Annotated in this window: 20 protein-coding genes and 1 tRNA gene; 11 read left to right on the plus strand and 10 right to left on the minus strand. The window is 66.0% G+C overall.

From position 1 onward, the window contains the following. The first annotated feature begins 267 nt into the window (after nucleotides 1-267). The 5 genes from PMES_RS11725 to PMES_RS11745 all read left to right on the plus strand — a co-directional run bounded on the left by PMES_RS11725 (nucleotide 268) and on the right by PMES_RS11745 (nucleotide 7,156). Nucleotides 268-1,179 (plus strand): HpcH/HpaI aldolase/citrate lyase family protein, encoded by a 912-nt coding sequence (locus tag PMES_RS11725; protein WP_201288997.1) that lies wholly within the window; start codon nucleotides 268-270, stop codon nucleotides 1,177-1,179. 96 nt (nucleotides 1,180-1,275) lie between these two features. Continuing rightward, nucleotides 1,276-1,809, plus strand: a complete 534-nt coding sequence (locus PMES_RS11730) for a GbsR/MarR family transcriptional regulator (RefSeq protein WP_159965889.1) — start codon at nucleotides 1,276-1,278, stop codon at nucleotides 1,807-1,809. A gap of 53 nt (nucleotides 1,810-1,862) precedes the next feature. After that, entirely contained in the window at nucleotides 1,863-3,212 is a 1,350-nt protein-coding gene (locus PMES_RS11735) for an efflux RND transporter periplasmic adaptor subunit (protein WP_159965890.1), read from the plus strand. Beyond that, complete coding sequence (locus PMES_RS11740; protein WP_159965892.1) at nucleotides 3,209-6,385, plus strand: efflux RND transporter permease subunit; 3,177 nt, start codon at nucleotides 3,209-3,211, stop codon at nucleotides 6,383-6,385. Before PMES_RS11735 ends, PMES_RS11740 begins: the two co-directional genes overlap by 4 nt. A gap of 171 nt (nucleotides 6,386-6,556) precedes the next feature. Beyond that, complete coding sequence (locus tag PMES_RS11745; RefSeq protein ID WP_159965893.1) at nucleotides 6,557-7,156, plus strand: HNH endonuclease; 600 nt, start codon at nucleotides 6,557-6,559, stop codon at nucleotides 7,154-7,156. Between the two features lie 7 nt (nucleotides 7,157-7,163). Here PMES_RS11745 and PMES_RS11750 read toward each other — a convergent pair whose 3' ends face one another. Then, entirely contained in the window at nucleotides 7,164-8,114 is a 951-nt protein-coding gene (locus PMES_RS11750; protein ID WP_159965895.1) for a radical SAM protein, read from the minus strand. A 247-nt stretch (nucleotides 8,115-8,361) separates the two neighbouring features. Between PMES_RS11750 and zwf the strand changes: the two genes are divergently transcribed. From zwf to pgi, 3 genes are all read left to right on the plus strand, one after another. Continuing rightward, nucleotides 8,362-9,816 (plus strand): glucose-6-phosphate dehydrogenase, encoded by a 1,455-nt coding sequence (gene zwf, locus PMES_RS11755; protein ID WP_159965896.1) that lies wholly within the window; start codon nucleotides 8,362-8,364, stop codon nucleotides 9,814-9,816. A 137-nt stretch (nucleotides 9,817-9,953) separates the two neighbouring features. Further along, nucleotides 9,954-10,628 carry a 6-phosphogluconolactonase gene (gene pgl / locus PMES_RS11760; RefSeq protein WP_159965897.1) on the plus strand — a complete coding sequence of 225 codons (675 nt, stop codon included), beginning with the start codon at nucleotides 9,954-9,956 and terminating at the stop codon, nucleotides 10,626-10,628. Nucleotides 10,629-10,630: 2 nt separating this feature from the next. After that, entirely contained in the window at nucleotides 10,631-12,268 is a 1,638-nt protein-coding gene (gene pgi / locus PMES_RS11765) for a glucose-6-phosphate isomerase (RefSeq protein ID WP_438943241.1), read from the plus strand. Here the strand turns inward: pgi and PMES_RS11770 are convergent. The 6 genes from PMES_RS11770 to PMES_RS11795 form a co-directional block, all read right to left on the minus strand. After that, nucleotides 12,265-12,951 carry a haloacid dehalogenase type II gene (locus PMES_RS11770; protein ID WP_159965898.1) on the minus strand — a complete coding sequence of 229 codons (687 nt, stop codon included), beginning with the start codon at nucleotides 12,949-12,951 and terminating at the stop codon, nucleotides 12,265-12,267. The genes pgi and PMES_RS11770 overlap by 4 nt on opposite strands. Before the next feature lie 48 nt (nucleotides 12,952-12,999). Continuing rightward, the gene (locus PMES_RS11775; RefSeq protein WP_159965899.1) at nucleotides 13,000-13,143 is read right to left on the minus strand and encodes an entericidin EcnA/B family protein; all 144 of its coding nucleotides are present in this window, start codon (nucleotides 13,141-13,143) and stop codon (nucleotides 13,000-13,002) included. 152 nt (nucleotides 13,144-13,295) lie between these two features. After that, on the minus strand, nucleotides 13,296-14,570 hold the full coding sequence (gene eno, locus PMES_RS11780) for a phosphopyruvate hydratase (protein WP_159965900.1): 1,275 nt from the start codon (nucleotides 14,568-14,570) through the stop codon (nucleotides 13,296-13,298). A gap of 97 nt (nucleotides 14,571-14,667) precedes the next feature. Then, on the minus strand, nucleotides 14,668-15,084 hold the full coding sequence (locus PMES_RS11785) for a Fur family transcriptional regulator (protein WP_159965901.1): 417 nt from the start codon (nucleotides 15,082-15,084) through the stop codon (nucleotides 14,668-14,670). 171 nt (nucleotides 15,085-15,255) lie between these two features. Further along, complete coding sequence (locus PMES_RS11790) at nucleotides 15,256-15,945, minus strand: DUF533 domain-containing protein (protein ID WP_159965918.1); 690 nt, start codon at nucleotides 15,943-15,945, stop codon at nucleotides 15,256-15,258. 133 nt (nucleotides 15,946-16,078) lie between these two features. Beyond that, nucleotides 16,079-16,152, minus strand: a tRNA-Gly gene (locus tag PMES_RS11795). A 183-nt stretch (nucleotides 16,153-16,335) separates the two neighbouring features. Here PMES_RS11795 and PMES_RS11800 point away from each other — a divergent pair. Together PMES_RS11800 and parA are read left to right on the plus strand one after the other, a co-directional pair. Further along, nucleotides 16,336-17,517, plus strand: coding sequence for a M24 family metallopeptidase (locus PMES_RS11800; RefSeq protein WP_159965920.1), 1,182 nt, complete (start codon nucleotides 16,336-16,338; stop codon nucleotides 17,515-17,517). A 76-nt stretch (nucleotides 17,518-17,593) separates the two neighbouring features. Continuing rightward, on the plus strand, nucleotides 17,594-18,223 hold the full coding sequence (gene parA, locus PMES_RS11805) for a ParA family partition ATPase (protein ID WP_159965922.1): 630 nt from the start codon (nucleotides 17,594-17,596) through the stop codon (nucleotides 18,221-18,223). A gap of 98 nt (nucleotides 18,224-18,321) precedes the next feature. Here parA and PMES_RS11810 read toward each other — a convergent pair whose 3' ends face one another. Continuing rightward, nucleotides 18,322-18,528 (minus strand): cold-shock protein, encoded by a 207-nt coding sequence (locus tag PMES_RS11810; protein WP_159965924.1) that lies wholly within the window; start codon nucleotides 18,526-18,528, stop codon nucleotides 18,322-18,324. Nucleotides 18,529-19,143: 615 nt separating this feature from the next. Here PMES_RS11810 and PMES_RS11815 point away from each other — a divergent pair. Then, complete coding sequence (locus PMES_RS11815) at nucleotides 19,144-19,614, plus strand: DsrE family protein (protein ID WP_159965926.1); 471 nt, start codon at nucleotides 19,144-19,146, stop codon at nucleotides 19,612-19,614. A gap of 22 nt (nucleotides 19,615-19,636) precedes the next feature. On the opposite strand, the gene PMES_RS11820 is transcribed toward PMES_RS11815, so the two are convergent. Together PMES_RS11820 and PMES_RS11825 are read right to left on the minus strand one after the other, a co-directional pair. Beyond that, nucleotides 19,637-20,218, minus strand: coding sequence for a rhodanese-like domain-containing protein (locus PMES_RS11820; RefSeq protein ID WP_159965928.1), 582 nt, complete (start codon nucleotides 20,216-20,218; stop codon nucleotides 19,637-19,639). A gap of 140 nt (nucleotides 20,219-20,358) precedes the next feature. Continuing rightward, nucleotides 20,359-20,790, minus strand: a complete 432-nt coding sequence (locus tag PMES_RS11825; RefSeq protein WP_159965930.1) for a DUF302 domain-containing protein — start codon at nucleotides 20,788-20,790, stop codon at nucleotides 20,359-20,361. Nucleotides 20,791-20,868 lie beyond the last annotated feature (78 nt).

A 20,868-nucleotide genomic window follows, 5' to 3' on the forward strand; every position in this document is an offset into this window, starting at 1 on the left:
CCCCGCACGGATAATGGCGCGATCACCGCCGGACGCAAGCGGTCCTGCGCTCGAGGCGGCCCAGTCCGCGCGCCGGGTTGCCGCGACGCGTGAATGCCGCTTAGGCTGCTAGAAACGGGGAGGCGGGATGATGAAGCTCACGCAAGGACGCGGCCGGCATGAGGGCCGGCGCATGAACCGGCACGGGGCGGGGCGGCCGGCGCGGCAATCACGCGCGGCTCGCCCGGCGGCGTCCGGCCATGCATGCCGAAGCCGGGGAGACGCGCGGTGATCCTGCGATCATTGCTCTTTGTGCCGGGTGACAGTCCGCGCAAGCTCGAACGGGGCGCGCAGTCGGGTGCGGATGCGATCATCCTCGATCTCGAGGACAGCGTCGCCCCCCAGAACAAGGCCGCGGCGCGCGAAAGGGCCGCAGCCTTCCTCGCCGACCGCCCCGCGCCCCGGGGACAGCCGCAGGTCTGGGTCAGGATCAATCCGCTCGCCGAGGGCGGGCTCGAGGATCTGGCGGCGGTGATGCGCATGGGACCGGAGGGGATCATGATACCCAAGGTCGCGCATCCCCGCGAGCTTGCCGAGCTGTCGCTGATGCTCGATGCGTTCGAGGCGCGCGATCCCGTCGCGGCGCCCGTCAGGCTGCTTCCCGTGGCCACCGAGACGGCGCGAGCCGTGCTCAACCTGGGAGCCTATGGCGATATCCCGATCGCGCGGCTGGCCGGACTGACCTGGGGGGCGGAGGATCTTGCGACGGCGCTGGCGGCCCGGACCAACCGCGATCCCGGTGGCTGCTGGGCCTTCACATACCGGATGGCGCGCTCGGGCTGCCTGCTCGCCGCACGCGCGGCCGGCGTTCTGGCGATCGACACGCTCTACGCGGATTTCCGCGACCCTGACGGGCTGCGCGAGGACAGCCGGGCCGCCGCGCGCGAGGGCTTCACCGGGCGCCTTGCCATCCACCCGGCGCAGGTGCCGGTGATCAACGAGGCCTTCAGCCCGGCGCCCGAGGAACTGGCCCATGCACGGCGCGTCGTCGCCGCGTTCGAGGCGGCACCCGGAACAGGCGTGGTCGGGCTCGACGGCAAGATGCTCGATATCCCTCATCTGCGGCAGGCCCGCGCCATTCTCGAATTGTCGCAGGCGCATGGGACCGAGGCGGAGAAACCGCCGGAAAATCCGGGGTGATGGTCACGGGCAATTTACGTTCAGTCATGACTTAACGGACTATACAAACGGCGATATTACCCTATCTGTGCGGCTCGACTACGAAAGGCGGCATGGATGACGAAGTCTGCAAGCGGTTCCGCGCAAGGGATCGGCACATCGATGGAAGGGTCGGACGGGAATATGGCCGACAGCGCGCTCGATACGGCGCGCGACAGGTTCATGGAGCGCATCGGCATCGTCGCGCAGGCCGAGGGCATGACGCGGATCGCGGGACGTGCTTTCGCGCTGCTGATCTTCGATGGCGAGGAGATCGCCTTCGGCGCGCTCGCCGAGCGGCTCCAGGTCAGCCGGGCCAGCGTCAGCACGAACATGCGTCTTCTCGAGGAGCGCGGTCTGGTCCTGCGTCTCGCCAAGACCGGCGCGCGGCAGGATTATTTCCGCCTCGCGGATGATGCATTTGGGCGGATGCTCAAGGTGGTGCGCGAGCGTTCGGCGCAAGCCCATGCCGAGATCGATGCGACACTGCACGAGTTGCCTCGCGAGGCCCATGACGTGCGGGCGCGCGTCGAGGCCTATTCGCAATTTTATACCGCGGTCGATGAAGGTCTCGGTTTCGCAATCAGCAAGATCGCGCGGCCGCAGGAATGAGCCGCGATCGGGCCGGCGGCGATCGCCATGGCCTGGTGCAAGGAGATGACGACATGAGCACTGACAGCCCAGAGCGCGCGACGCTCGAATTCGATAGCGACGCCGGCTCTGCTCGCTCCAAGATCGTCGCGGGGTTCCTGATCCTTGCCCTGGTCGGATGGATGGGTTCAGGTTTCGTCCTGCCTTCCGAGGAGGAGGACATGGCGGGTGAGGAAAAGACACAGGAGGGCCCGCGCGCGGTGGCCGTGGCCGTGCGCCGCTCGCAGGCCGAGCAGGTGGATCAGGTCTTTGTCGCCGAAGGCCAGGCCGAGCCGGATCGCGACACGCAGATCCTTGCGGAAGTCTCCGGACAGATCGCCGAGCTTGGCGTGCGGCGCGGCGCGTCCGTGCAGAGCAACGAGACGATCGCGCGGTTCTCGACCGACAAGCGGGAGGCTGATCTCGCCAGGGCGCGAGAGGATCTGACGCGGGCCAACCGCGAGCTGGAGAACGCGCAGACCCTTCTCGAGCGCGGGATCTCCACGGCGGACCGCGTGGCCGATGCGCGCACCGGCGTCGCGGCGGCCGAGGCGGGGCTCGCCGCCGCGCAGGACGCGATCGCCGACACGATCGTCAAGGCCCCCTTCGCCGGACGGATCGAGGCGCTCGACATCAATGTCGGCGAATACGTGGCCGCCGGAACCGCGATCGCGCGCATCGTCGACAACTCGCCCCTTTCGATCACCATCCAGATCCCGCAGCAATCGCTCAACGCGGTGCGTGCGGGGCAGGCGGCGCAGGTCGATTTCATCACCGGCGAGAGCGCCATGGGCGAGGTCCGTTTCGTCGGCACCAGCGCCGATGCCGAGACCCGCACGTTCACGGCCGAGATCGAGATCGAGAATGCCGATGGCGCGATCCCGGCCGGCATCAGCGCGCAGGTCCGCATTCCCACGGGCGAGGTCGTGGCGCATTTCATTTCTCCCGCGCTCCTCTCGCTCGGCACCGACGGCACGCTCGGCATCAAGGTCGTCACCGATGAGAACCGCGTGGTCTTCCACAAGATCGCGATCGAGCGTGCGCAGACGGAAGGCATCTGGGTGTCCGGCCTGCCCAGCGAGGTCGACATCATCACCGTGGGACAGGGTTTCGTGAATGACGGCGAACGCGTCGATCCCAGGATCGAGGAAGAGGCGGCCGCATCCGGGCCACTTGGCGGCGCGCCCTCCGCAGGGGCACCGAGCCTGCCGGACGCGTCCGTGCCGGAGGCGGGGGGCGATGACGGAATGATCCTGGGCGATGGCGGGGCGGGTGAGCCGCGTGCCGTCGATACCGAGGATGCGGGCCCTGGAGATGCGGGCCTCGAAATCGCGGATCAGGCCGACACCCCGGCCGTTCTGCCGGAGCGGGAGACCGAGCAATGAACGCCATCATCGACGCTGCCTTCTCGCGCAGCCGCGTGGCGATGATCGCCCTCGTGATGATCCTCCTCGTCGGGGCCTTCGCCTATATCTCCATCCCGAAGGAAAGCTCGCCGGAGATCCCGATCCCGACGATGTATGTCTCGACCGGCTTCGAGGGCATCTCGCCGGAGGATGCCGAACGGCTCCTCGTCGAGCCGCTCGAGACGGAGCTGGCCTCCCTGACCGGGATCAAGCGGATGGATGGCAGCGCGAGCGAGGGCCATGGCAGCGTGGTGCTCGAGTTCGAGCCGGGCTTCGACGCCGAGGAGGCGCTGGGCAAGGTGCGCGAGGCGGTGGACCGGGCCAAGCCCGAGCTGCCCGAGGACGCCTATGATCCGGTGGTCACCGAGATCAACACCGCGCTTTTCCCGATCCTGACGGCGATCCTGTCCGGGCCGGTGCCCGAGCGGACGCTGAACCGCATCTCCGAGGAGCTGCAGGAGCGGATCGAGGGGCTTCCCGGCGTACTCGAGGTCGATATCGGCGGCAAGCGCACCGAGCTGGTCGAGGTATTGATCGATCCCACCGTCTTCGAGACCTACGACATCTCCTTCGAAGAGCTGATCGGGCAGATCAACCGCAACAACCGCCTCGTCGCGGCAGGTGCGATCGAGAATGCCGCCGGGCGCATCGTGCTCAAGGTGCCAGGACTGATCGAGGATATCGGCGATGTCATGGCGCTGCCGATGAAGGTGCGCGGGAACACGGTCGTCACGTTCGGGGATATCGCGGCGGTGCGGCGGACGTTCCAGGATCCCACCGGGTTCGCGCGGATTGACGGGCAGCCGGCCCTGGCGCTCGAGATCAAGAAGCGCTCCGGTGCCAACATCATCGACACCGTCGCCGACGTTAAGGCGGTGATCGACGAGACCTCCGCCGATTGGCCCGACAGTGTCACGGTCAACTACATGCAGGACGAGAGCGAGCAGGTGAAATCCATGCTCAGCGACCTGGAAGCGAACGTGATCGCCGCCGTGATACTGGTGATGATCGTGATCGTCTGGGCGCTGGGCCTGCGCTCGGCCTTCCTGGTCGGTCTCGCCATCCCGGGTGCCTTCCTCGCCGGTGTCGCCGCGCTCTACTTCATGGGCTTCACCATGAACATCATCGTGCTCTTCGCGCTGATCCTCGTGGTGGGGATGTTGGTCGACGGTGCGATCGTGACCACCGAGCTTGCCGACCGGCAGCTTCAGGAGGGCGCGAGCCCGCGCCAGGCCTATTCCTTCGCGGCCAAGCGGATGGCGTGGCCGATCATCTCCTCGACGGCGACGACCCTGTCCGTGTTCTTTCCGCTGCTCTTCTGGCAGGGCACCACCGGCGAGTTCATGAAATTCCTCCCGATCACGGTGATCCTGACGCTTAGCGCCTCCCTTTTCATGGCACTGATCTTCATCCCCGTCGTGGGCGGCCTGATCGGCAAGCGCCCGCCGCAATCGGCGGCCGACAAGGCAACGCTGCACGCCGCCGAGCGCGGCGATCCGCGGCGCCTGGGCGGCATGACGGGCCGGTATGTGCGGGTGTTGCAATGGGCGATCCTGCGCCCTGCCGCGACATTGATGCTGTCGGTTGCGCTGTTGTTCGGCGCGTTCGGCGCCTATGCGCAGTTCGGGACAGGGATCAGCTTCTTCCCCTCGATCGAACCCGACTTCATGTCCGTCCAGGTGCGGGCCCGCGACAATTTCTCGATTTTCGAGAAGGACGCGCTGGTGCGCGATGTCGAGCGCCGGCTCTACGATTACGAGGAGGTGGCTTCGGTCTACGCGCGCACCGGGGGAAGCGACCGGAGCGACGAGGAAGTCATCGGGACGATCCAGCTCGAGCTGACCGAATGGGACACCCGGCGGACGGCCGCGATGATCGGGGAGGACATCCGCGAGGAAATGAGCGCGATCGCCGGGATCGATGTGCAGGTGCAGACCGCCGCCGCCGGACCCTCCGCCGGCAAGCCGGTCTCGTTGAGAATCAAGGCGCGCGATCCGGCCAACCAGCTCGCCGCCGTCGCGGCCGTCCGTGCGCAGATGGAGCGGATCGGCGGCTTTACCGACGTGACCGACACGCGGCCGCTTCCCGGCGTGGAATGGCGCATCTCGGTGAACCGCTCGGAGGCGGCTCGGTTCGGCGCCGATATCAGCCTGCTGGGCCAGGCGGTGCAGCTTCTGACGCAGGGGATCACGGTCGCCGATTACCGCCCCGACGACGCCGACGGACCCGTGGACATCCGCGTGCGCTTCCCCTCCGGCGAACGGACGCTCGAGGCCCTGCAGTCGCTGCGCGTGCCGACCAGTGCCGGCCTGGTGCCGATAACCAACTTCGTCACCTTCGAGCCGAGCCCGCGCACCGGCACGATCAGCCGCGTCGATCAGCGGCGCGTGATCTCGATCGAGGCCAACGTCGCACCGGGGCTACTGGTCAACGACCAGATCACCGCCCTGCGCACCGCGCTTGAGCAGATGGAGTTCCCCGCTGGAACGGAATGGTCTTTTGCCGGCGAGGCGCAGGATCAGGCCGACGCGATGACCTTCCTCATCGGCGCCTTCATCACCGCGATCTTCCTGATGTTCGCGATCCTTGTGGCGCAGTTCAACAGCTTCTACCAGGCTTTCGTGGTGATGTCGGCGATCATCTTCTCGATCGCGGGGGTGCTGCTGGGATTGCTGGTCACAGGGCGGCCCTTCGGTGTCGTGATGGGCGGGATCGGCGTGATCGCCCTGGCGGGAATCGTGGTGAACAACAACATCGTCCTGATCGACACCTACAACGACTTCCGCAAGGAGGGGGTGGACCCGCTCGAGGCGGCCTTGCGAACGGGCGCACAGCGTCTGCGACCGGTTGTGCTGACCTCGATCACCACCGCGCTCGGCCTCATGCCGATGGTCATCGGGATCAACATCGACTTCTTCACCCGTGACATCGTCTACGGCGCGCCCTCGACCCAGTGGTGGACGGAGCTGTCGAGCGCGATTGCCGGGGGGCTGGTGATCGCCACCATCCTCACGCTGGTCGTCACGCCCGCGATGCTGATGCTGGGTGCGAACCGCGAGACGCGGAAGGCCGCCCGGGCACGGGCCAAGGCGCAAAAACGCGCGGCGAAAAAGCAAAAGCGGCTCGGGGCGCAGGACGGCGCCGCGGTCTGAGCGGCCCCGGCGCGATACGGATGCCCCCCGAAGGCGCGCCGCGCGCCGGGGGCAGCCGCGGGCGGGCAGGGGACTTGCCAGTGCGAAACCGCCCGATATAGTCGAACGCGACGCGGGGGCGGGTTTCCCGCCCCGACGCGACATGCAAGCGGACGGGGCGGGGAAGAGTGAATGACGCGCAGCGACGGGCAGACCAATTTCCGGAAAAGTTTCGTCCGGCAACCGAGCAACCTCAGGCATCATCCGGCCCTGGTGCTCAATGCCGATTACCGGCCCCTCTCATACTACCCGCTGTCGCTCTGGCCCTGGCAGGAGGCGATCAAGGCCGTCTGTCTCGACCGGGTGCAGATCGTCGCGGAATACGACCGGACGGTGAGCTCGCCGACAACCCGTATCCGCATTCCCTCCGTCGTGGTCCTGCGCGATTTCGTGAAGCCGCAGAAACGCGTGGCCTTCACGCGGTTCAACCTTTTCCTGAGGGACGAGTTCTGCTGCCAGTATTGCGGCGCGACGGGGGAGCTTACATTCGACCATGTCGTGCCGCGCTCGAAGGGCGGGGTGACGAGTTGGGAGAACGTGGTCGCGGCCTGCTCGCCCTGCAACCTTGCGAAGGGCGCGCGCAGCCTGCGCCAGACTGGCATGACGCTGCGCAAGCCCCCGCGCCGCCCCGGCGCGGAGGAGCTCAAGAATGTCGGGCGGCGTTTCGCGCCCAATCACCTGCACGAGACATGGGTGGATTTTCTCTACTGGGGGGCGGAGCTGGAAGCCTGAGACCCGGTCAGGCCGAGCAGCTCGCCCCGCCAAGCACGCAGAACTTCGCGCAATGGGGATGGTTGAGCTGCACCGTGCCCTCGGCCTCCGCGAGGCTGTGGCCAAGCTCGAATTCGCGCGCGTAGGGCAGCAATGTGCAGGCCAGAACGCTCGCCTTCTCGCTGCCCTTCCGGCGCACCACCATGCGCGAGGAGGCGCACATCACAGCGTCCGGCGAAGTGCCCAGGATCGACCAGCAATCGGTGGTGATCTCGGGAACGTCCACGCTTTCATCCATCTCCGGGAAAAGGACGGTCTGTCCCGGATCATGGGCATCGATGGCATAGCCACGCGCTTCGAAAAGAGCGGCGTATCCGGCGCGGCTTTGCGCATCGCTGTCGCCGAAGGCGCTGCGTCCGGCGACGGCCATGGTGAAGCCGTTGTCGCGCAGCCAGTCCATGCCGGCCAGCGTCAGGTCATAGCTCCCCGTGCCGCGCTCGGCATCGTGCAGGGCGCGCGAGTGGTGATCGAGCGAGATACGGAAGGTCAGTTTCTCGCCATGCTCGGCCTTCAGCTCCAGCAGCGCCTCGCGCACCCGCTTGCGCATCATCGGGCGCATCGCGTTGGTGAGGATCAGAACCTCGTATCCCGCCGCGAGCGCATCGCGGCTCATCTCGATGATCTGGGGATTCATGAAGGGCTCGCCGCCGGTGAAGGCGATCTCGGTCAGGCCCCATGCGCGTTCCTCGGCTTGCGCGAGATAGTCGCGCACCTCGGCGGCCGTGATGTAGACGAGCGCGTCGTTGCTGGGCGAGCTTTCGATGTAGCAGTTGACGCAGGCGATGTTGCACAGGGTGCCGGTGTTGAACCAGAGCGTGCGCGGCTGGCGCAGCGTGACGCCGGCACGCCGTTCGCCCTTCGCGGTCACGAATGGGTCCGAGAACTTCTCTTCCGGGGCCTGCGTGCGTTCGTCCTTCACTTCGGGTCTCCTCGCATTGCGTCCACCCCGCCCTATAACACGACGTTCCCGCACGGGAATGTCATGCGTGACGCCCGCACGCGGTTGTGAAGGTCACGCTGTGCGCTAGACTTTCCGGCGGGTCCGGTCTAAGAGCGGATCGTGCGAGGTTAGCGCTAACCCAAGGGGGTTGGCCATGACGGCGCCGCGGTGCGGCAAGGGAATCTGGATGGCGCCGCGGTGCCATGCCGAGCTTGAGGAGAAGGCCATGGTTTCGCGTGTTATCCCGGTCGATACGTTCGACCTCGTGATCTTCGGCGGAACGGGCGATCTCGCCCGCCGCAAGATTCTCCCCGGCCTCTACAGGCGGTTCCAGGCGGGACAGATGCCTGAAGGGGCCCGGATCATCGGCGCCGCGCGCTCCGAGATGGATGCCGAGGGCTACAGGGCGATGATCCGCGAGGCGATCGAGGAATTCGTCCCCGAGGAAAAGCGCGTCAACGCACCGCTCGACGGCTTTCTCGCGCAGCTCGACTACGTCGCCATCGACGCGACCGGGACCGGCGGGTGGGACAGGCTTGCGGAGATGATGCGCGCCGATGTCGTGCGCGCCTTCTACTTCTCGGTTGGCCCGGCGCTCTTCGGCGCGCTCGCCGAGCGCCTCCACGACCATGGCATCGCCAACGAGCAGAGCCGTATCGTCGTCGAAAAGCCCTTCGGCCGAGACCTCGAGAGCGCCGGGAAGCTCAACCGGACACTGGCGCAGCATTTCGACGAGACGCAGATCTACAGGATCGATCACTACCTGGGCAAGGAAACGGTCCAGAACCTGATGGCGGTCCGCTTCGGCAACGTCCTTTTCGAGCCGCTCTGGAACAGCCAGTATGTCGATCACATCCAGATCACCGTGGCCGAGACGGTGGGCATCGGGGGTCGCGGAAGCTACTACGACAAGTCCGGCGCGATGCGTGACATGGTGCAAAATCACCTGATGCAGCTCTTGTGCCTGATCGCGATGGAACCGCCGAGCCGGTTCGAGCCTGATTCGGTGCGCGACGAGAAGCTCAAGGTGATCCGGGCGCTCGATCCCGTCAGGCCGGACGACATCGTGCGCGGCCAATATGCCGCCTCCGGCGATACCGGCTCCTATCGCGACGATGCCGACAATCCCGACAGCCGGACCGAGAGCTTCATCGCACTCAAGGTGAACGTGTCGAACTGGCGCTGGGCGGGCACGCCTTTCTATCTGCGCACGGGCAAGCGGCTCAAGGCCCGGGCCTCTGAGATCGCCGTGGTGTTCAAGGATGCCCCCCATTCCATCTTCGGCGAGGAGGCCGGGCGCCACCGCAACATCCTGTCGATCCGGCTTCAGCCGAACGAGGGAATGACCCTCGGCGTGACGATCAAGGAGCCGGGCCCGGGGGGGATGCGCCTCATCGACGTGCCGCTCGACATGACCTTCGCCGATGCGCTCGGCCCCGAGGGAGAGGATGTGCCCGACGCCTATGAGCGGCTGATCATGGACGTGATCCGCGGCAATCAGACCCTTTTCATGCGCGGCGACGAGGTGGAGGCGGCCTGGGCCTGGACCGATCCGATGATCGAGGCCTGGGAGGAGGACGGACGGCGCCCGTGTTCCTACGAGCCCGGCAGCACCGGGCCCGAGGAGGCGCAGATCCTCATGCACCGGGCGGGACGCCGCTGGCGCGAGATCAAGACCTGAGCGCCGGGGCTGTCATCGTCGCGCCGATCACCTAGACTTGCCGCGACGCGCGGACGCAGCTTGCGTCCGGCCGTACCGCCGATGCCAGGGGCCTCGCCCCGCATCCGATCCCGTTTCGAACCGACAGAGGCTCCCGAATGGACCTGATCGAATATCCAGATGCCGAGATGATGATGATGGATCTCGCCGACACGCTCGCCGGTGAGATCTCGACCTGCCTGACGAGCCATGACTGGGCATCGCTGGCGGTTCCCGGCGGCACGACGCCGGGGCCGATCTTCGACACGCTGAGCGGAGCGCGGCTGCAATGGGACCGCGTGCACGTGATGCTCACCGACGAGCGCTGGGTGCCCGAGACATCGGAGCGGTCGAACACGCGCCTGTTGCGCGCGCGGCTGCTGCGTGACCGGGCGGCCGCGGCGCGCCTCGTGCCCCTCTACGCGCCGGCACCGACCCCCGAGGAGGCGATCGAGACCCTGATCGAGGGCGTGCGTCCTGAGCTGCCGATCTCGATCCTGCTGCTTGGCATGGGGGCGGACATGCATACGGCCTCGCTCTTTCCGGGGGCCGACCGCCTCGTGCAGGCCTTGTCGGACGACGCGCCTCCCCTGATGGCGATGCGGGCGGAGGGCGCGCCCGAGCCGCGTATCACGCTGACCGCGCCGGCGCTGCGCTCCGCGCTCTCGACGCATGTGGTCATCATCGGGCCCGAGAAGAGGGCCGCGCTCGAACGGGCGCAGCGGCTGACCGCCGAGGAGGCGCCGATCATGACCGTCCTGCGGGACGCAACAGTTCACTGGGCCGAAGGATGACGATGATGGACGGAGGCGACGGGATGCGCTGGGACGATCTGAGGGCGCGGGCCGAGGCGGTCCGGAGCCGGCATATCTTCGAATTGATGGATGACGAGCGCGCCGGGCAATTCTCGGTCGCGGCGGGCGATCTGCTCTTTGACTACTCGAAGACCAACCTCGATGAGCAGACCCGCGCCCTGCTGGTTTCCTTCTGCGATGCGATGGACTTGCCGGCCAAGCGCGAGGCGATGTTCTCGGGCGCGCCGATTAACGAGACCGAGGGGCGGGCCGTGCTCCATACCGCCCTGCGCAACCTGCGCGCCGCGCCGGTGACGGTGGATGGCAGGGACGTGATGCCCGATGTCCTGGGCACGCTCGAGCGGATGGAGGGCTTCGCCGCCTCGGTCCGCGACGGCAGCTTCACGGGGGCGGGCGGGGCGATCACCGACGTGGTCAATATCGGCATCGGCGGCTCCGATCTCGGCCCGGCCATGGCGGCGCGGGCGCTCTCGCCCTATCACGACGGACCGCGCTGTCATTTCGTGAGCAATGTCGACGGTGCCGACATCGCCGATACCCTGCGCCGGCTCGATCCGGCGACGACGCTCGTGATCGTCGCCTCCAAGACCTTCACCACGATCGAGACGATGACCAATGCCGAGACCGCCCGGCAATGGATGTCCCGCCAGATAACCGATCCGGCGGCGCAATTTGCCGCGCTGAGCAGCGCCGCCGAGCGGACCGAGGCATTCGGGATCAGCCCGGACCGTGTCTTCGGCTTCGCGGACTGGGTTGGCGGGCGCTACTCGATGTGGGGGCCGATCGGGCTGTCGCTGATGATCGCGATCGGACCGAAGGCGTTTCGCGCCTTCCTGTCGGGCGCGGAGGCGATGGACATCCATTTCCGCGCGGCAGAGCCTCTCGAGAACATGCCCGTCATGCTGGCACTGACGGGGCTGTGGCACAACCAGGGCTGCGGCTATGCCACCCGCGCGGTTCTTCCCTACGAGCAGCGGCTTGCCCGGCTTCCCGCCTACCTTCAACAGCTCGAGATGGAGAGCAACGGCAAGGGCGTGTCGATGGATGGCGCCTCGCTCGACATTCAGAGCGGACCGATTGTCTGGGGCGAGCCCGGAACCAACGGCCAGCACGCCTTCTATCAGCTCATCCACCAGGGGACGCATGTCGTCCCATGCGAGTTCATGATCGGCGCGCAGGGGCACGAGCCCGAGCTGGCGCATCAGCATACATTGCTTGCCGCGAATTGCCTCGCGCAGTCGGAGGCGCTTTTGAAGGGCCGCAGCTTCGGTGAGGCCATGAAGCTGATGGAGGGCAAGTTCGAGGGTGCGGAGCTCGAACGCCAGGCGCGGCACCGGGTCTTTCCGGGTAACCGGCCCTCGACCACGCTCGCCTATCCGAAGCTTACCCCCTTCGTGCTCGGGCAGATCGTGGCGCTCTACGAGCACCGTGTCTTCGTCGAGGGAGTGCTGCTCGGGATCAATTCGTTCGATCAATGGGGCGTGGAACTGGGCAAGGAGCTTGCGAAGGCCGTCGAGCCGATCCTCGCGGGCGACGAGCCTGCAGACGGCAAGGATGGCTCCACGCGGGCGCTCGTCGCCTACCTGCGCGGCAACGGGATCGGCGAGGGCACGGACTAGCCGTCCGGGCGCAACATCGCCGCAAGACTGCGCATGTCATCGGCCACGTGATCCCACGGGCCGGTGGGCGCAAGATCGCTCGTCTGTGCCGGGCCATGCTCGGCCGGGCGGCACAGGTAGGCCGTGCGCATGCCGCACCGGCGCGCGGCCTCCAGATCGCCATTATGCGCGGCCACGAAGGTGACCTCATTGGGTGCGAAGCCCAGCGCGGCGCAGCTCGCCTCGTAGACGGAGGGATCGGGCTTGTAGCTCCGCGCGATCTCGGCCCCCAGGATGCAGTCCCATTCGAGCCCGGCATGGCGCGATAACCTGATCATGAGAGCGATCGAGGCGTTCGAGCAGGGTGCGATCAGGTGGTGGCACCGCATGGCGCGCAATCCTGCAAGCGTGTCCGGCCAGGGATCGAGACGCTCCCAAGCGCTGGCGAGATGATCGAGATCATTGCACTCTGCGCCATGTCGCGACAGGACAGCGCGCAGGTTTTCACGGTGCAGCTGGTCCAGCGGCGCGTAGCCGCGCGTTCCGTCGCGGATGGGTGCCATTGACGGATCGTATCGGGCGCGCCATTCGTCGGCGATCCGCTCGGCATCCAGCAGGGGAAATTCGCGTGCCACCGCGCGCACGATCCCGGAGCGCCAATCGACGCAGGTGCCGAAAACGTCGAAAAGGATGGCTTGCGTCATCGCATGCCATCCCGTTCACGACGATCGGCGGGTATCCCGCCGAAAATGTTACCGTGGCTTGTCATCCTCGGTGATCTTCTTGCCGACATACTTGGTTCCGCCCCAGACATCCTTCGCCACTCCGGTGGCCGTGTTGCAGGCGCTCAGTATCAGCATGGCAGCCACGAGACCGAATGCAGTCATCTTTTTCATCTGGTTCTCCCTCAGCCAGGTCGGATGCCCCATGACACCGCGAAAACCTGTATACCGGAATATGATGCACCGGCCGGGAATGTCAAATGCCGGGGGAAATTACCTCACGTATGTCTGAACCGGCCCGCCAAGCGGATGGCGGGTCGGCACGTTCAGCGCAGGATGGAGCGCCCGGCGTAACGGGCGGTGTCGCCAAGCAGCTCCTCGATACGGATCAGCTGGTTGTACTTGGCCAGCCGGTCCGAGCGCGACAGGCTTCCGGTCTTGATCTGACCGCAATTCGTGGCGACGGCGAGATCGGCAATCGTTGCGTCCTCGGTCTCGCCGGAGCGGTGGCTCATGACATTGGTGAAGCCGGCGCGATGAGCCATGTCGACGGCGCGCAGCGTCTCGGAGAGCGTGCCGATCTGGTTGACCTTGACCAGCATCGAGTTGGCGCATCCGCGGGAGATCCCGTCCGCGAGGCGATCGGGATTGGTGACGAAAAGATCGTCTCCGACAAGCTGCACCTTGCCGCCGAGCCGTTCGGTCAGGAGGCGCCAGCCTTCCCAGTCATCCTCCGACATCCCGTCCTCGATGCTCAGGATCGGGTAATCGGCGCAGAGCTTCTCCAGATAGTCGACATTCTCCTCGGAACTGAGCGAGATGCCTTCACCCTTCATCTCGTACCGGCCGCCGCTGTAATATTCGGTGGCCGCGCAGTCGAGAGCGAGCATGACATCGTCGCCGGGCTTATAGCCGGCGGTCTCAATGGAGCGCAGGACGAAATCGAGCGCGTCGCGCGTCGAGCTCAGCGCGGGTGCGAAACCCCCCTCATCCCCGATCCCCGTCGAGTAGCCGGCCGCCGAAAGCTCTTTCTTCAGGGTATGGAAAATCTCGGCACCGATGCGCACGGCATCGCGGATATCCTGCGCGCCGACCGGCATGATCATGAATTCCTGGATGTCGATTGGGTTGTCGGCATGCTCGCCGCCATTGATGATGTTCATCATGGGAACAGGCAGCACGCGCGCGGAGGTGCCGCCGATATACCTGTAGAGCGGCTGCATCGTGGCATCGGCGGCAGCCTTCGCGGTCGCGAGGCTTACGCCCAGGATCGCGTTAGCGCCGAGACGGCCCTTGTTGGGTGTTCCATCCAGCTCGATCATCGCCGCGTCGATCGCTTCCTGCTCCGTCGCGTCCATGCCGGCAAGGGCCTCGGCAAGCTCGCCATTCACCGCGGCCACCGCGTCCAGAACGCCCTTGCCAAGATACCGCGCCTTGTCACCATCGCGCTTCTCGACCGCCTCATGCGCGCCGGTCGAGGCACCGGACGGGACGGCAGCACGCCCCATGGTGCCGTCTTCGAGCAACACGTCGACCTCGACGGTCGGGTTGCCCCGGCTGTCGAGGATCTCGCGGCCGATGATGTCGATGATGGTGCTCATGGATGTCCCTCCGGGCTAGTCATTCAGCTAGACGTATAACAGCGATCGCCCGGCGTGGAAGGGCAATGCCCGCGCGATGGCGCGGCGGTCCGGGCCCTCAGCCCGGCTTGCGCTTCGGAACGCCGTAAAGCTCCAGACGGTGGCCCTTCAGCTCGTAGCCGAGCTTGGCCGCGATCTGCTCCTGCAGGGCCTCGATCTCGGGATCGACGAACTCGATCACCGCGCCGGAATTCATGTCGATCAGGTGATCGTGGTGGTCGCGTTCGGCATCCTCGTAGCGTGCGCGTCCGTCACCGAACTCGTGCTTGTCGAGAATGCCGGCCTCTTCGAAGAGCTTGACGCTGCGATAGACGGTGGCGATCGAGATCGCCGCATCACGCGCGCTTGCACGGGCATAGAGCTCTTCGACATCGGGATGGTCGACGGCCTCTTCGAGAACCGCCGCGATGATCCGCCGCTGTTCGGTCATGCGCAGCCCCTTGGCCACGCAGCGTTCGAGAATGGTTTCGGGCATGGCCATGCTCCATCGGCACCTGCGTCAGGCCGGCTGTCTAGCGCGGGGGCGGCGGGCATGGCCAGCGCGAATTTCGCGCGCGTCCCGTCGGCCACGCCTCGCCGCCCCGGGCGGTCTCCATGCATGCGCACCGCCCGGTATCCCAGGCGATGCGCGCTCCGTCCCCTCACGTCACATGCTGTAGAGGATCGGCTTTCCATTGGCCTCGTGGATCTCGTTGACCGTCTTCTTGTCGAGCGACAATCCGCGGGCCAGCCGGTCGAGATATTCGGCCTCCGCCCTGTTATCAGGCTCGATCGCCATCACGGAGGCGGTATAGGTCTCGACCTCGAGCCCCTTGGGCGTGTCCTTGACGAGCCCGTCGAGATCCACCGGCTTCGCCATCTCTTGCTCGAGGAAGGCGCGATCCTCGGGATCCTCGTCGCCGACCACGTCCAGAAGCGCCGCGCGCTCGCGCGCGTCGATCTCGCCATCGGCCTTGGCGGCCTGCACCATCGCCCGCACCATCAGCGCGCCAACCGCCTCGTCATCCGTTCGCGGGCCATCGGCGCGCGTCCGCTCGAGCAGCCCCGTCATCCGCGACGCGGCAACGGCGCCGCCCGTCGTCCCGGCAAGACCGCCGAAAAGACCGGCAAGACCGGGCTGCGCCGATCCGGTGGCCGTTCCGCTCGACAGTCCCAGCGCGCCCAGCATGGAGGACAACCCGCCCGAGCCGCTGCCATGCAGCGCGCCGCCGGGCTTCTTCTGCTGTGCCAGCTTGGCCCGCACGCCCTCCATTCCACCTTGGTCGCGGAAAGTCTGGACGCCCTTGGCCGCGACGAAGGCGATCGCCATCTTGGTCATCATGTTCTTCAAAGACATATAACGCACTCCCACATGTTCGCTCGGCAAACGCGAACGACCCTCGGGCCGTTCCGGCGGTCGGCCCCTTCGGAACGAAACCCGCTCATGCGTGGCCCCGTGCGGGAGCGGGGTGGGCCGGTTCATGGGATATTGGAGCGGGTAGCGGGAATCGAACCCGCGCGTTCAGCTTGGGAAGCTGACAGGCTACCATTACATCATACCCGCGCCGTGGGTTGTCCTTACCGCCGCCACGGGGGGCGATGCAAGAGCTCGATGACCTCGGGGACGCAGATCCGGGCTTGCGGGTCTCGCCATGATGTTGAAGGTGGGGCCGAGGCCGCCGGGCGCATCCTTGTCGTGGCGGGCGATGATGACGGCCATCTTGGCCAGACGCGAAGAAGGGTGTCCATGAGCACGTTCCACCAGGATTTCAGCGACGCCGACTATCATGCCAGGCTGACGCGTACGCGGGCCGAGATGGCGCGGCGCGGGCTCGACATGCTGGTGATCTGCGATCCGTCGAACATGCACTGGCTCACGGGCTACGATGGCTGGTCCTTCTATGTCTACCAAGCCGTCGTGCTCGGGATGGAGGGCGAGCCGGTCTGGTGGGGGCGGGGGATGGATGCGGCCGGGGCCGCGCGGACCGTCTTCATGTCCGGAGCGGATGCGATCTGCGGCTATGACGACAGCTACGTGCAGAACCCGGAGAAGCACCCGATGCGTCTCCTGGGCGATCTGGTGCAGCAGATGGGCGGCGGTGCGGGGCGCATCGGTGTCGAGCTGGACAATTACTACTACTCGGCAAAGGCCCATCAGGTGCTTTCCGAGGCGCTGCCCGGTGCGGCGCTGCACGATGCCACCGGCCTCGTGAACTGGCAGCGCGCGGTCAAGTCCGAGACCGAGATGCTCTATATCCGCCGCGCGGCCAAGATCGTGACGCGGATGCATGAATGCATCCTGACTTTCGCGCAGCCCGGAATGGCGAAGAACCTGCTCGTGGCGGAAATCTACCGTTGCGGGATCGAGGGCGCTGACGGGCAATGGGGCGATTACCCCGCGATCGTGCCCATGGCGCCTTCGGGCATGGATGCGACCGCGCCCCATCTCACCTGGGATGACCGTGCGCTGATCCCGGGCGAGGCGACTTTCTTCGAGATCGCCGGGGCGCATCGGCGCTATCACTGCCCGCAATCGCGCACCTTGTTCTTCGGCGAGCCGCCGGCGCTCTACAGGCGCGCCGAGAATGCCGTTCTCGAGGCCACGCAGGCCGGGCTCGCGATGGCGCGTCCGGGAAATTTCTGCGAGGATATCGCCAATGCGTTCAATGCCAAGCTCAACGCTCTGGGCTTCGAGAAGGACAGCCGCTGCGGCTATTCGATCGGGCTGAGTTACCCGCCGGATTGGGGGGAGCGGACCATGTCCTTCCGGCGTGGTGATCGCACGGTGCTCGAGCCGGGGATGGTCTTCCATTTCATGCCCGCGCTCTGGCTCGAGGATGGCGGGCTCGAGATGACCGAGACGATCGCCATTACCGAGACAGATGCCGAATGCCTGTGCGATACGCCCGGCGGGATCTTCGTCAAGTAAGCCGGACACGTCCGGGCGCGCCGTTGCACGCAATGCGGCGCGGCGCTAGGGTGCAAGGACGGGCAGGGGGACGGGCATGGCGGGCAAGGTGATCACCGTGGCGCAGCAGAAGGGGGGCGCCGGCAAGACCACCCTCGCGGCCAATCTCGCCGTGGCATTCGCGCGGGCGGGCCATCGCACAGCGCTCATCGATACCGATCCTCAAGGCTCGCTGGGCCGCTGGTTCATGACGCGGCGCGAAAGCATCGAGCCAGGCATGGAGTTCTCGACGGCGAGCGCTTGGGGCGTGGGCTACGAATGCGACAAGCTGCGCAAGCAAGCGGATATCATCCTGGTCGATACCCCGCCGAAGGTTGATTCAGACCTGCGGCCGGCGCTTCGTGAGAGCGATCTCCTCCTGATCCCGGTGGCCACGAGCAAGGTCGATCTGTGGGCCACCGAATCGATTCTCGACATGGCGCAGCGTGTTGATCGACCGGTGATGCTGGTGCTCAACCGGTTCAAGGCGCGCACCACCGTGAGTGAAGAGGTCATGGCCGAGATCGACCGTCTCGGCGCGCCGCGTGCCAATGCGGTGATCGGCAACCGGATCGTCTATGCCAGAACGATGGGAGACGGGCGCGGCGTTCTCGAGGAAGCCCGCGGCGCCTGGTCGTCCGAGCTCGAAGCTCTGACACAAGAGATCGCCGGGGAGATCGGTCTCTGAGAGACGGCTGCCGCCGCCAGTTAGGGGACTGGTCCGTATCAGCAGACACAAAAAAAGGGGCGCACGGCGCCCCTTTCGATCATCCTGTCGCGTCTGGCTCAGGCCAGGGCGAGGTTCGTCGCGCTTTCGCGGCCGTCACGGCCGGCTTCGACGTCGAAGGTCACTTTCTGGTCGTCGGCGAGGCCGGTCAGGCCAGCACGCTCAACGGCAGAGATGTGAACGAAAACGTCCTTGCCGCCGGTCTCAGGGGCTATAAAGCCGAAACCTTTGGTGGAATTGAACCATTTCACGGTGCCTTTAGCCATCGTGATGTCTCCTGTCTTTTCAACTGTTCGCGGAAGTGCAACAGCGCGGCTAGGTCAGTGCTGGATCGAGTGCGCTGCAGCCGGTTAGGGAGACAGGGGATCGATAGAGAGTAACGTCGCAACACCATAATCGCAAATCATGCAGGACAAGTAAAGCCTATAGAGCGCCGGAACTGTCCATGCGACTGTTGCGCCCGCCATGCTTTCGCAGGGGGCATATGTCCGCCCGCAACCTTCATGCGAGCTTTGGAAAAAAGGTCGCTCATCGCATTCGATCGGCCATGGCATACCCCCCAGGCAGGGCCAATCGAGGCGCCGGGCTCCGGGCAGCATGGGCGTCCTCCATGCGCGGCCTGCGGGGCGCAACTGTTCGAACAGAATCGGCGGAGCGGGATGCATCGGACGGCGCATGCGCAAAGTTCGTGGAAGCTGCTGCGGGCCGGTGGCATGGATTCATGCCACCTGTGCGATTCCGGGGCTGGACAAAATCAATAATACGTAGATAGATATATGAATGCGTCTATTTGGTGTGGACCGACACTGCTCGGAACAGGCCATGCGGACGGTCGATGTACGGGGAGGCATGTCGGATATGCCGATTGGTGGGAGGATACCATGAAGATACTCAAACGGCTGCAGGGCGCCATCGCGGCCGGGCTCGCGGTGGTGACGCTGCTGGCCGGTGGCGCCGTTGGGCAGGACAATGATCGCTATGGCCAGCAGAAGGTCGTCTATCACATCAACGGCAATGGCGGCGAGGAGGAGAGGGCTTATCGCGGGGCCCTGCGCAATGTGCAGAACCATATCAACGCCGTTGGCCGCGACAATATCGAGGTGCGGGTCGTCCTGCACGGCAACGGTGTGGGGCTCCTTCAGAACGCACTGACGAGTGAGCCGTTGCAGATGGACGTGACCAGCCTGCGCGGTCAGAATGTCGAATTCGTGGTTTGCAACAACACCCTGTCGGGTCGGAACATCAACTACGAGACCGATCTCTTTGAAGTCTTTCAGGATCACATCGTGCCGTCCGGGGTTGCCGAGCTGAGCCATCTGCAAGGTCAGGGCTACACTTACGTCAAGCCCTGACCATGGGGGGGGTGGGCCGGGCTCAACCTCCCTCGGCGAGGGTGAAGCCGAGAAGCCGCCAGAGTTGCATTCCGCCGCGGTAATAGCTGATCTTCTCCGGCGCATAGCCCGCTCCGATCATCGCGCGGATCGCGGTGGGCGATTGGCCGCACCAGGGACCGTTGCAAAAGAGCGCGACCTCCCGTGCCTGCGTGCAGTCCCAGCCTTCGAAATCCGCCGTGCAGCCAAGCGCGCCAAGCTGGTCGGTGATCCGGTCCCAGGGCATGTGGACCGCGCCGGGGATCGTGCCGCCCTCGAACCACTCGCGCGTCCGGCTGTCGATCACCAGCGCCTCGGGATCGGCCAGCATGTCCAGAAGTTCCAGCTCACCGATGGTGGTGACGCCCGCGGCGGGACTCATCGGTTGCACGCAGAAGGGCGGACAGGCGCGCGAGGTTCTGGCGAAATCGCCGGTGATGACGCCCTCGTTGTCCTGCGCGCGCATGATCTCCACCGGTCCGTCCGGTGTCTGCACGGTAACCGACAGGCGGTCCGCGTCGATGCGCACGGGATCGGCAGGCACGGGTCCTGCGAGCAGGGCGATGAAAGCGGCATGGCGGATCATGGGCAATATCCTTTTCGAAACGTGCTTCGGCAGAGGTGCCGGCGGCGGGGGCAGAAGCGTGGCGGCCTCGGGGCCGGGCGCGCCGCTGCCATGAAGCTTCCCTCGCGAGCGCATTGCGAAAGGCGGCCGGCAATCATCCTCTACTGACCCGATGCCTCGCGCGCGATGCTGTCGAGTAGCGCCTGGACCTCCTGCATCGGACCTTCTGGCAGTATTCTGTAGCCGATTTCGACCATGCCGCCCCGTTCGGCGACGAAAACGCCATAGGGGCAGTGCGCGATATTGCTCGGATCCGCCTCCATGACCTTGCGCGAGAGCACGGCCGAGCAGAACAGGAAGACATCGGCAGCCTCGAAAATGGTGACGTCGCTTCCGACATCCTTGCCGGTGCGATCGAGCATCTCGCCGACATGGCTGACGTAATCCACCACCAGTCCCTTGCCGACGATGGCGCTTTCGACGCCGAAGGTCGCATCGTCGAAACTGCCGTCGAAGGCGTAGGTAACGACATCCTGCGCGGATGCGGTGCCGCCTGCGATGACGGTCAGTGCCGCCCAGAGGATCCGTCTCATGACTGTTCTCCTTTCGCTGTTGCGGCGCGGGTCCATATGGCCCGGCCTGTTACCGGCGGCCCGTCGCGGGCCGCCGGG

This window comes from Profundibacterium mesophilum KAUST100406-0324 (genome assembly GCF_009835145.1).
Classification (GTDB): Bacteria; Pseudomonadota; Alphaproteobacteria; order Rhodobacterales; family Rhodobacteraceae; genus Profundibacterium; species Profundibacterium mesophilum.

Coding starts and splice junctions, on each gene's coding strand:
- PMES_RS11745 (WP_159965893.1), top strand. CDS start 6,557: ATGACGCGCAGCGACGGGCAGACCAATTTCCGGAAAAGTTTCGTCCGG.
- eno (WP_159965900.1), bottom strand. CDS start 14,570: ATGAGCACCATCATCGACATCATCGGCCGCGAGATCCTCGACAGCCGG.
- zwf (WP_159965896.1), top strand. CDS start 8,362: ATGGTTTCGCGTGTTATCCCGGTCGATACGTTCGACCTCGTGATCTTC.
- PMES_RS11815 (WP_159965926.1), top strand. CDS start 19,144: ATGAAGATACTCAAACGGCTGCAGGGCGCCATCGCGGCCGGGCTCGCG.
- PMES_RS11790 (WP_159965918.1), bottom strand. CDS start 15,945: ATGTCTTTGAAGAACATGATGACCAAGATGGCGATCGCCTTCGTCGCG.
- PMES_RS11730 (WP_159965889.1), top strand. CDS start 1,276: ATGACGAAGTCTGCAAGCGGTTCCGCGCAAGGGATCGGCACATCGATG.
- PMES_RS11735 (WP_159965890.1), top strand. CDS start 1,863: ATGAGCACTGACAGCCCAGAGCGCGCGACGCTCGAATTCGATAGCGAC.
- pgl (WP_159965897.1), top strand. CDS start 9,954: ATGGACCTGATCGAATATCCAGATGCCGAGATGATGATGATGGATCTC.
- PMES_RS11810 (WP_159965924.1), bottom strand. CDS start 18,528: ATGGCTAAAGGCACCGTGAAATGGTTCAATTCCACCAAAGGTTTCGGC.
- pgi (WP_438943241.1), top strand. CDS start 10,631: ATGATGGACGGAGGCGACGGGATGCGCTGGGACGATCTGAGGGCGCGG.
- PMES_RS11820 (WP_159965928.1), bottom strand. CDS start 20,218: ATGATCCGCCATGCCGCTTTCATCGCCCTGCTCGCAGGACCCGTGCCT.
- PMES_RS11775 (WP_159965899.1), bottom strand. CDS start 13,143: ATGAAAAAGATGACTGCATTCGGTCTCGTGGCTGCCATGCTGATACTG.
- PMES_RS11785 (WP_159965901.1), bottom strand. CDS start 15,084: ATGCCCGAAACCATTCTCGAACGCTGCGTGGCCAAGGGGCTGCGCATG.
- parA (WP_159965922.1), top strand. CDS start 17,594: ATGGCGGGCAAGGTGATCACCGTGGCGCAGCAGAAGGGGGGCGCCGGC.
- PMES_RS11800 (WP_159965920.1), top strand. CDS start 16,336: ATGAGCACGTTCCACCAGGATTTCAGCGACGCCGACTATCATGCCAGG.
- PMES_RS11825 (WP_159965930.1), bottom strand. CDS start 20,790: ATGAGACGGATCCTCTGGGCGGCACTGACCGTCATCGCAGGCGGCACC.
- PMES_RS11770 (WP_159965898.1), bottom strand. CDS start 12,951: ATGACGCAAGCCATCCTTTTCGACGTTTTCGGCACCTGCGTCGATTGG.
- PMES_RS11740 (WP_159965892.1), top strand. CDS start 3,209: ATGAACGCCATCATCGACGCTGCCTTCTCGCGCAGCCGCGTGGCGATG.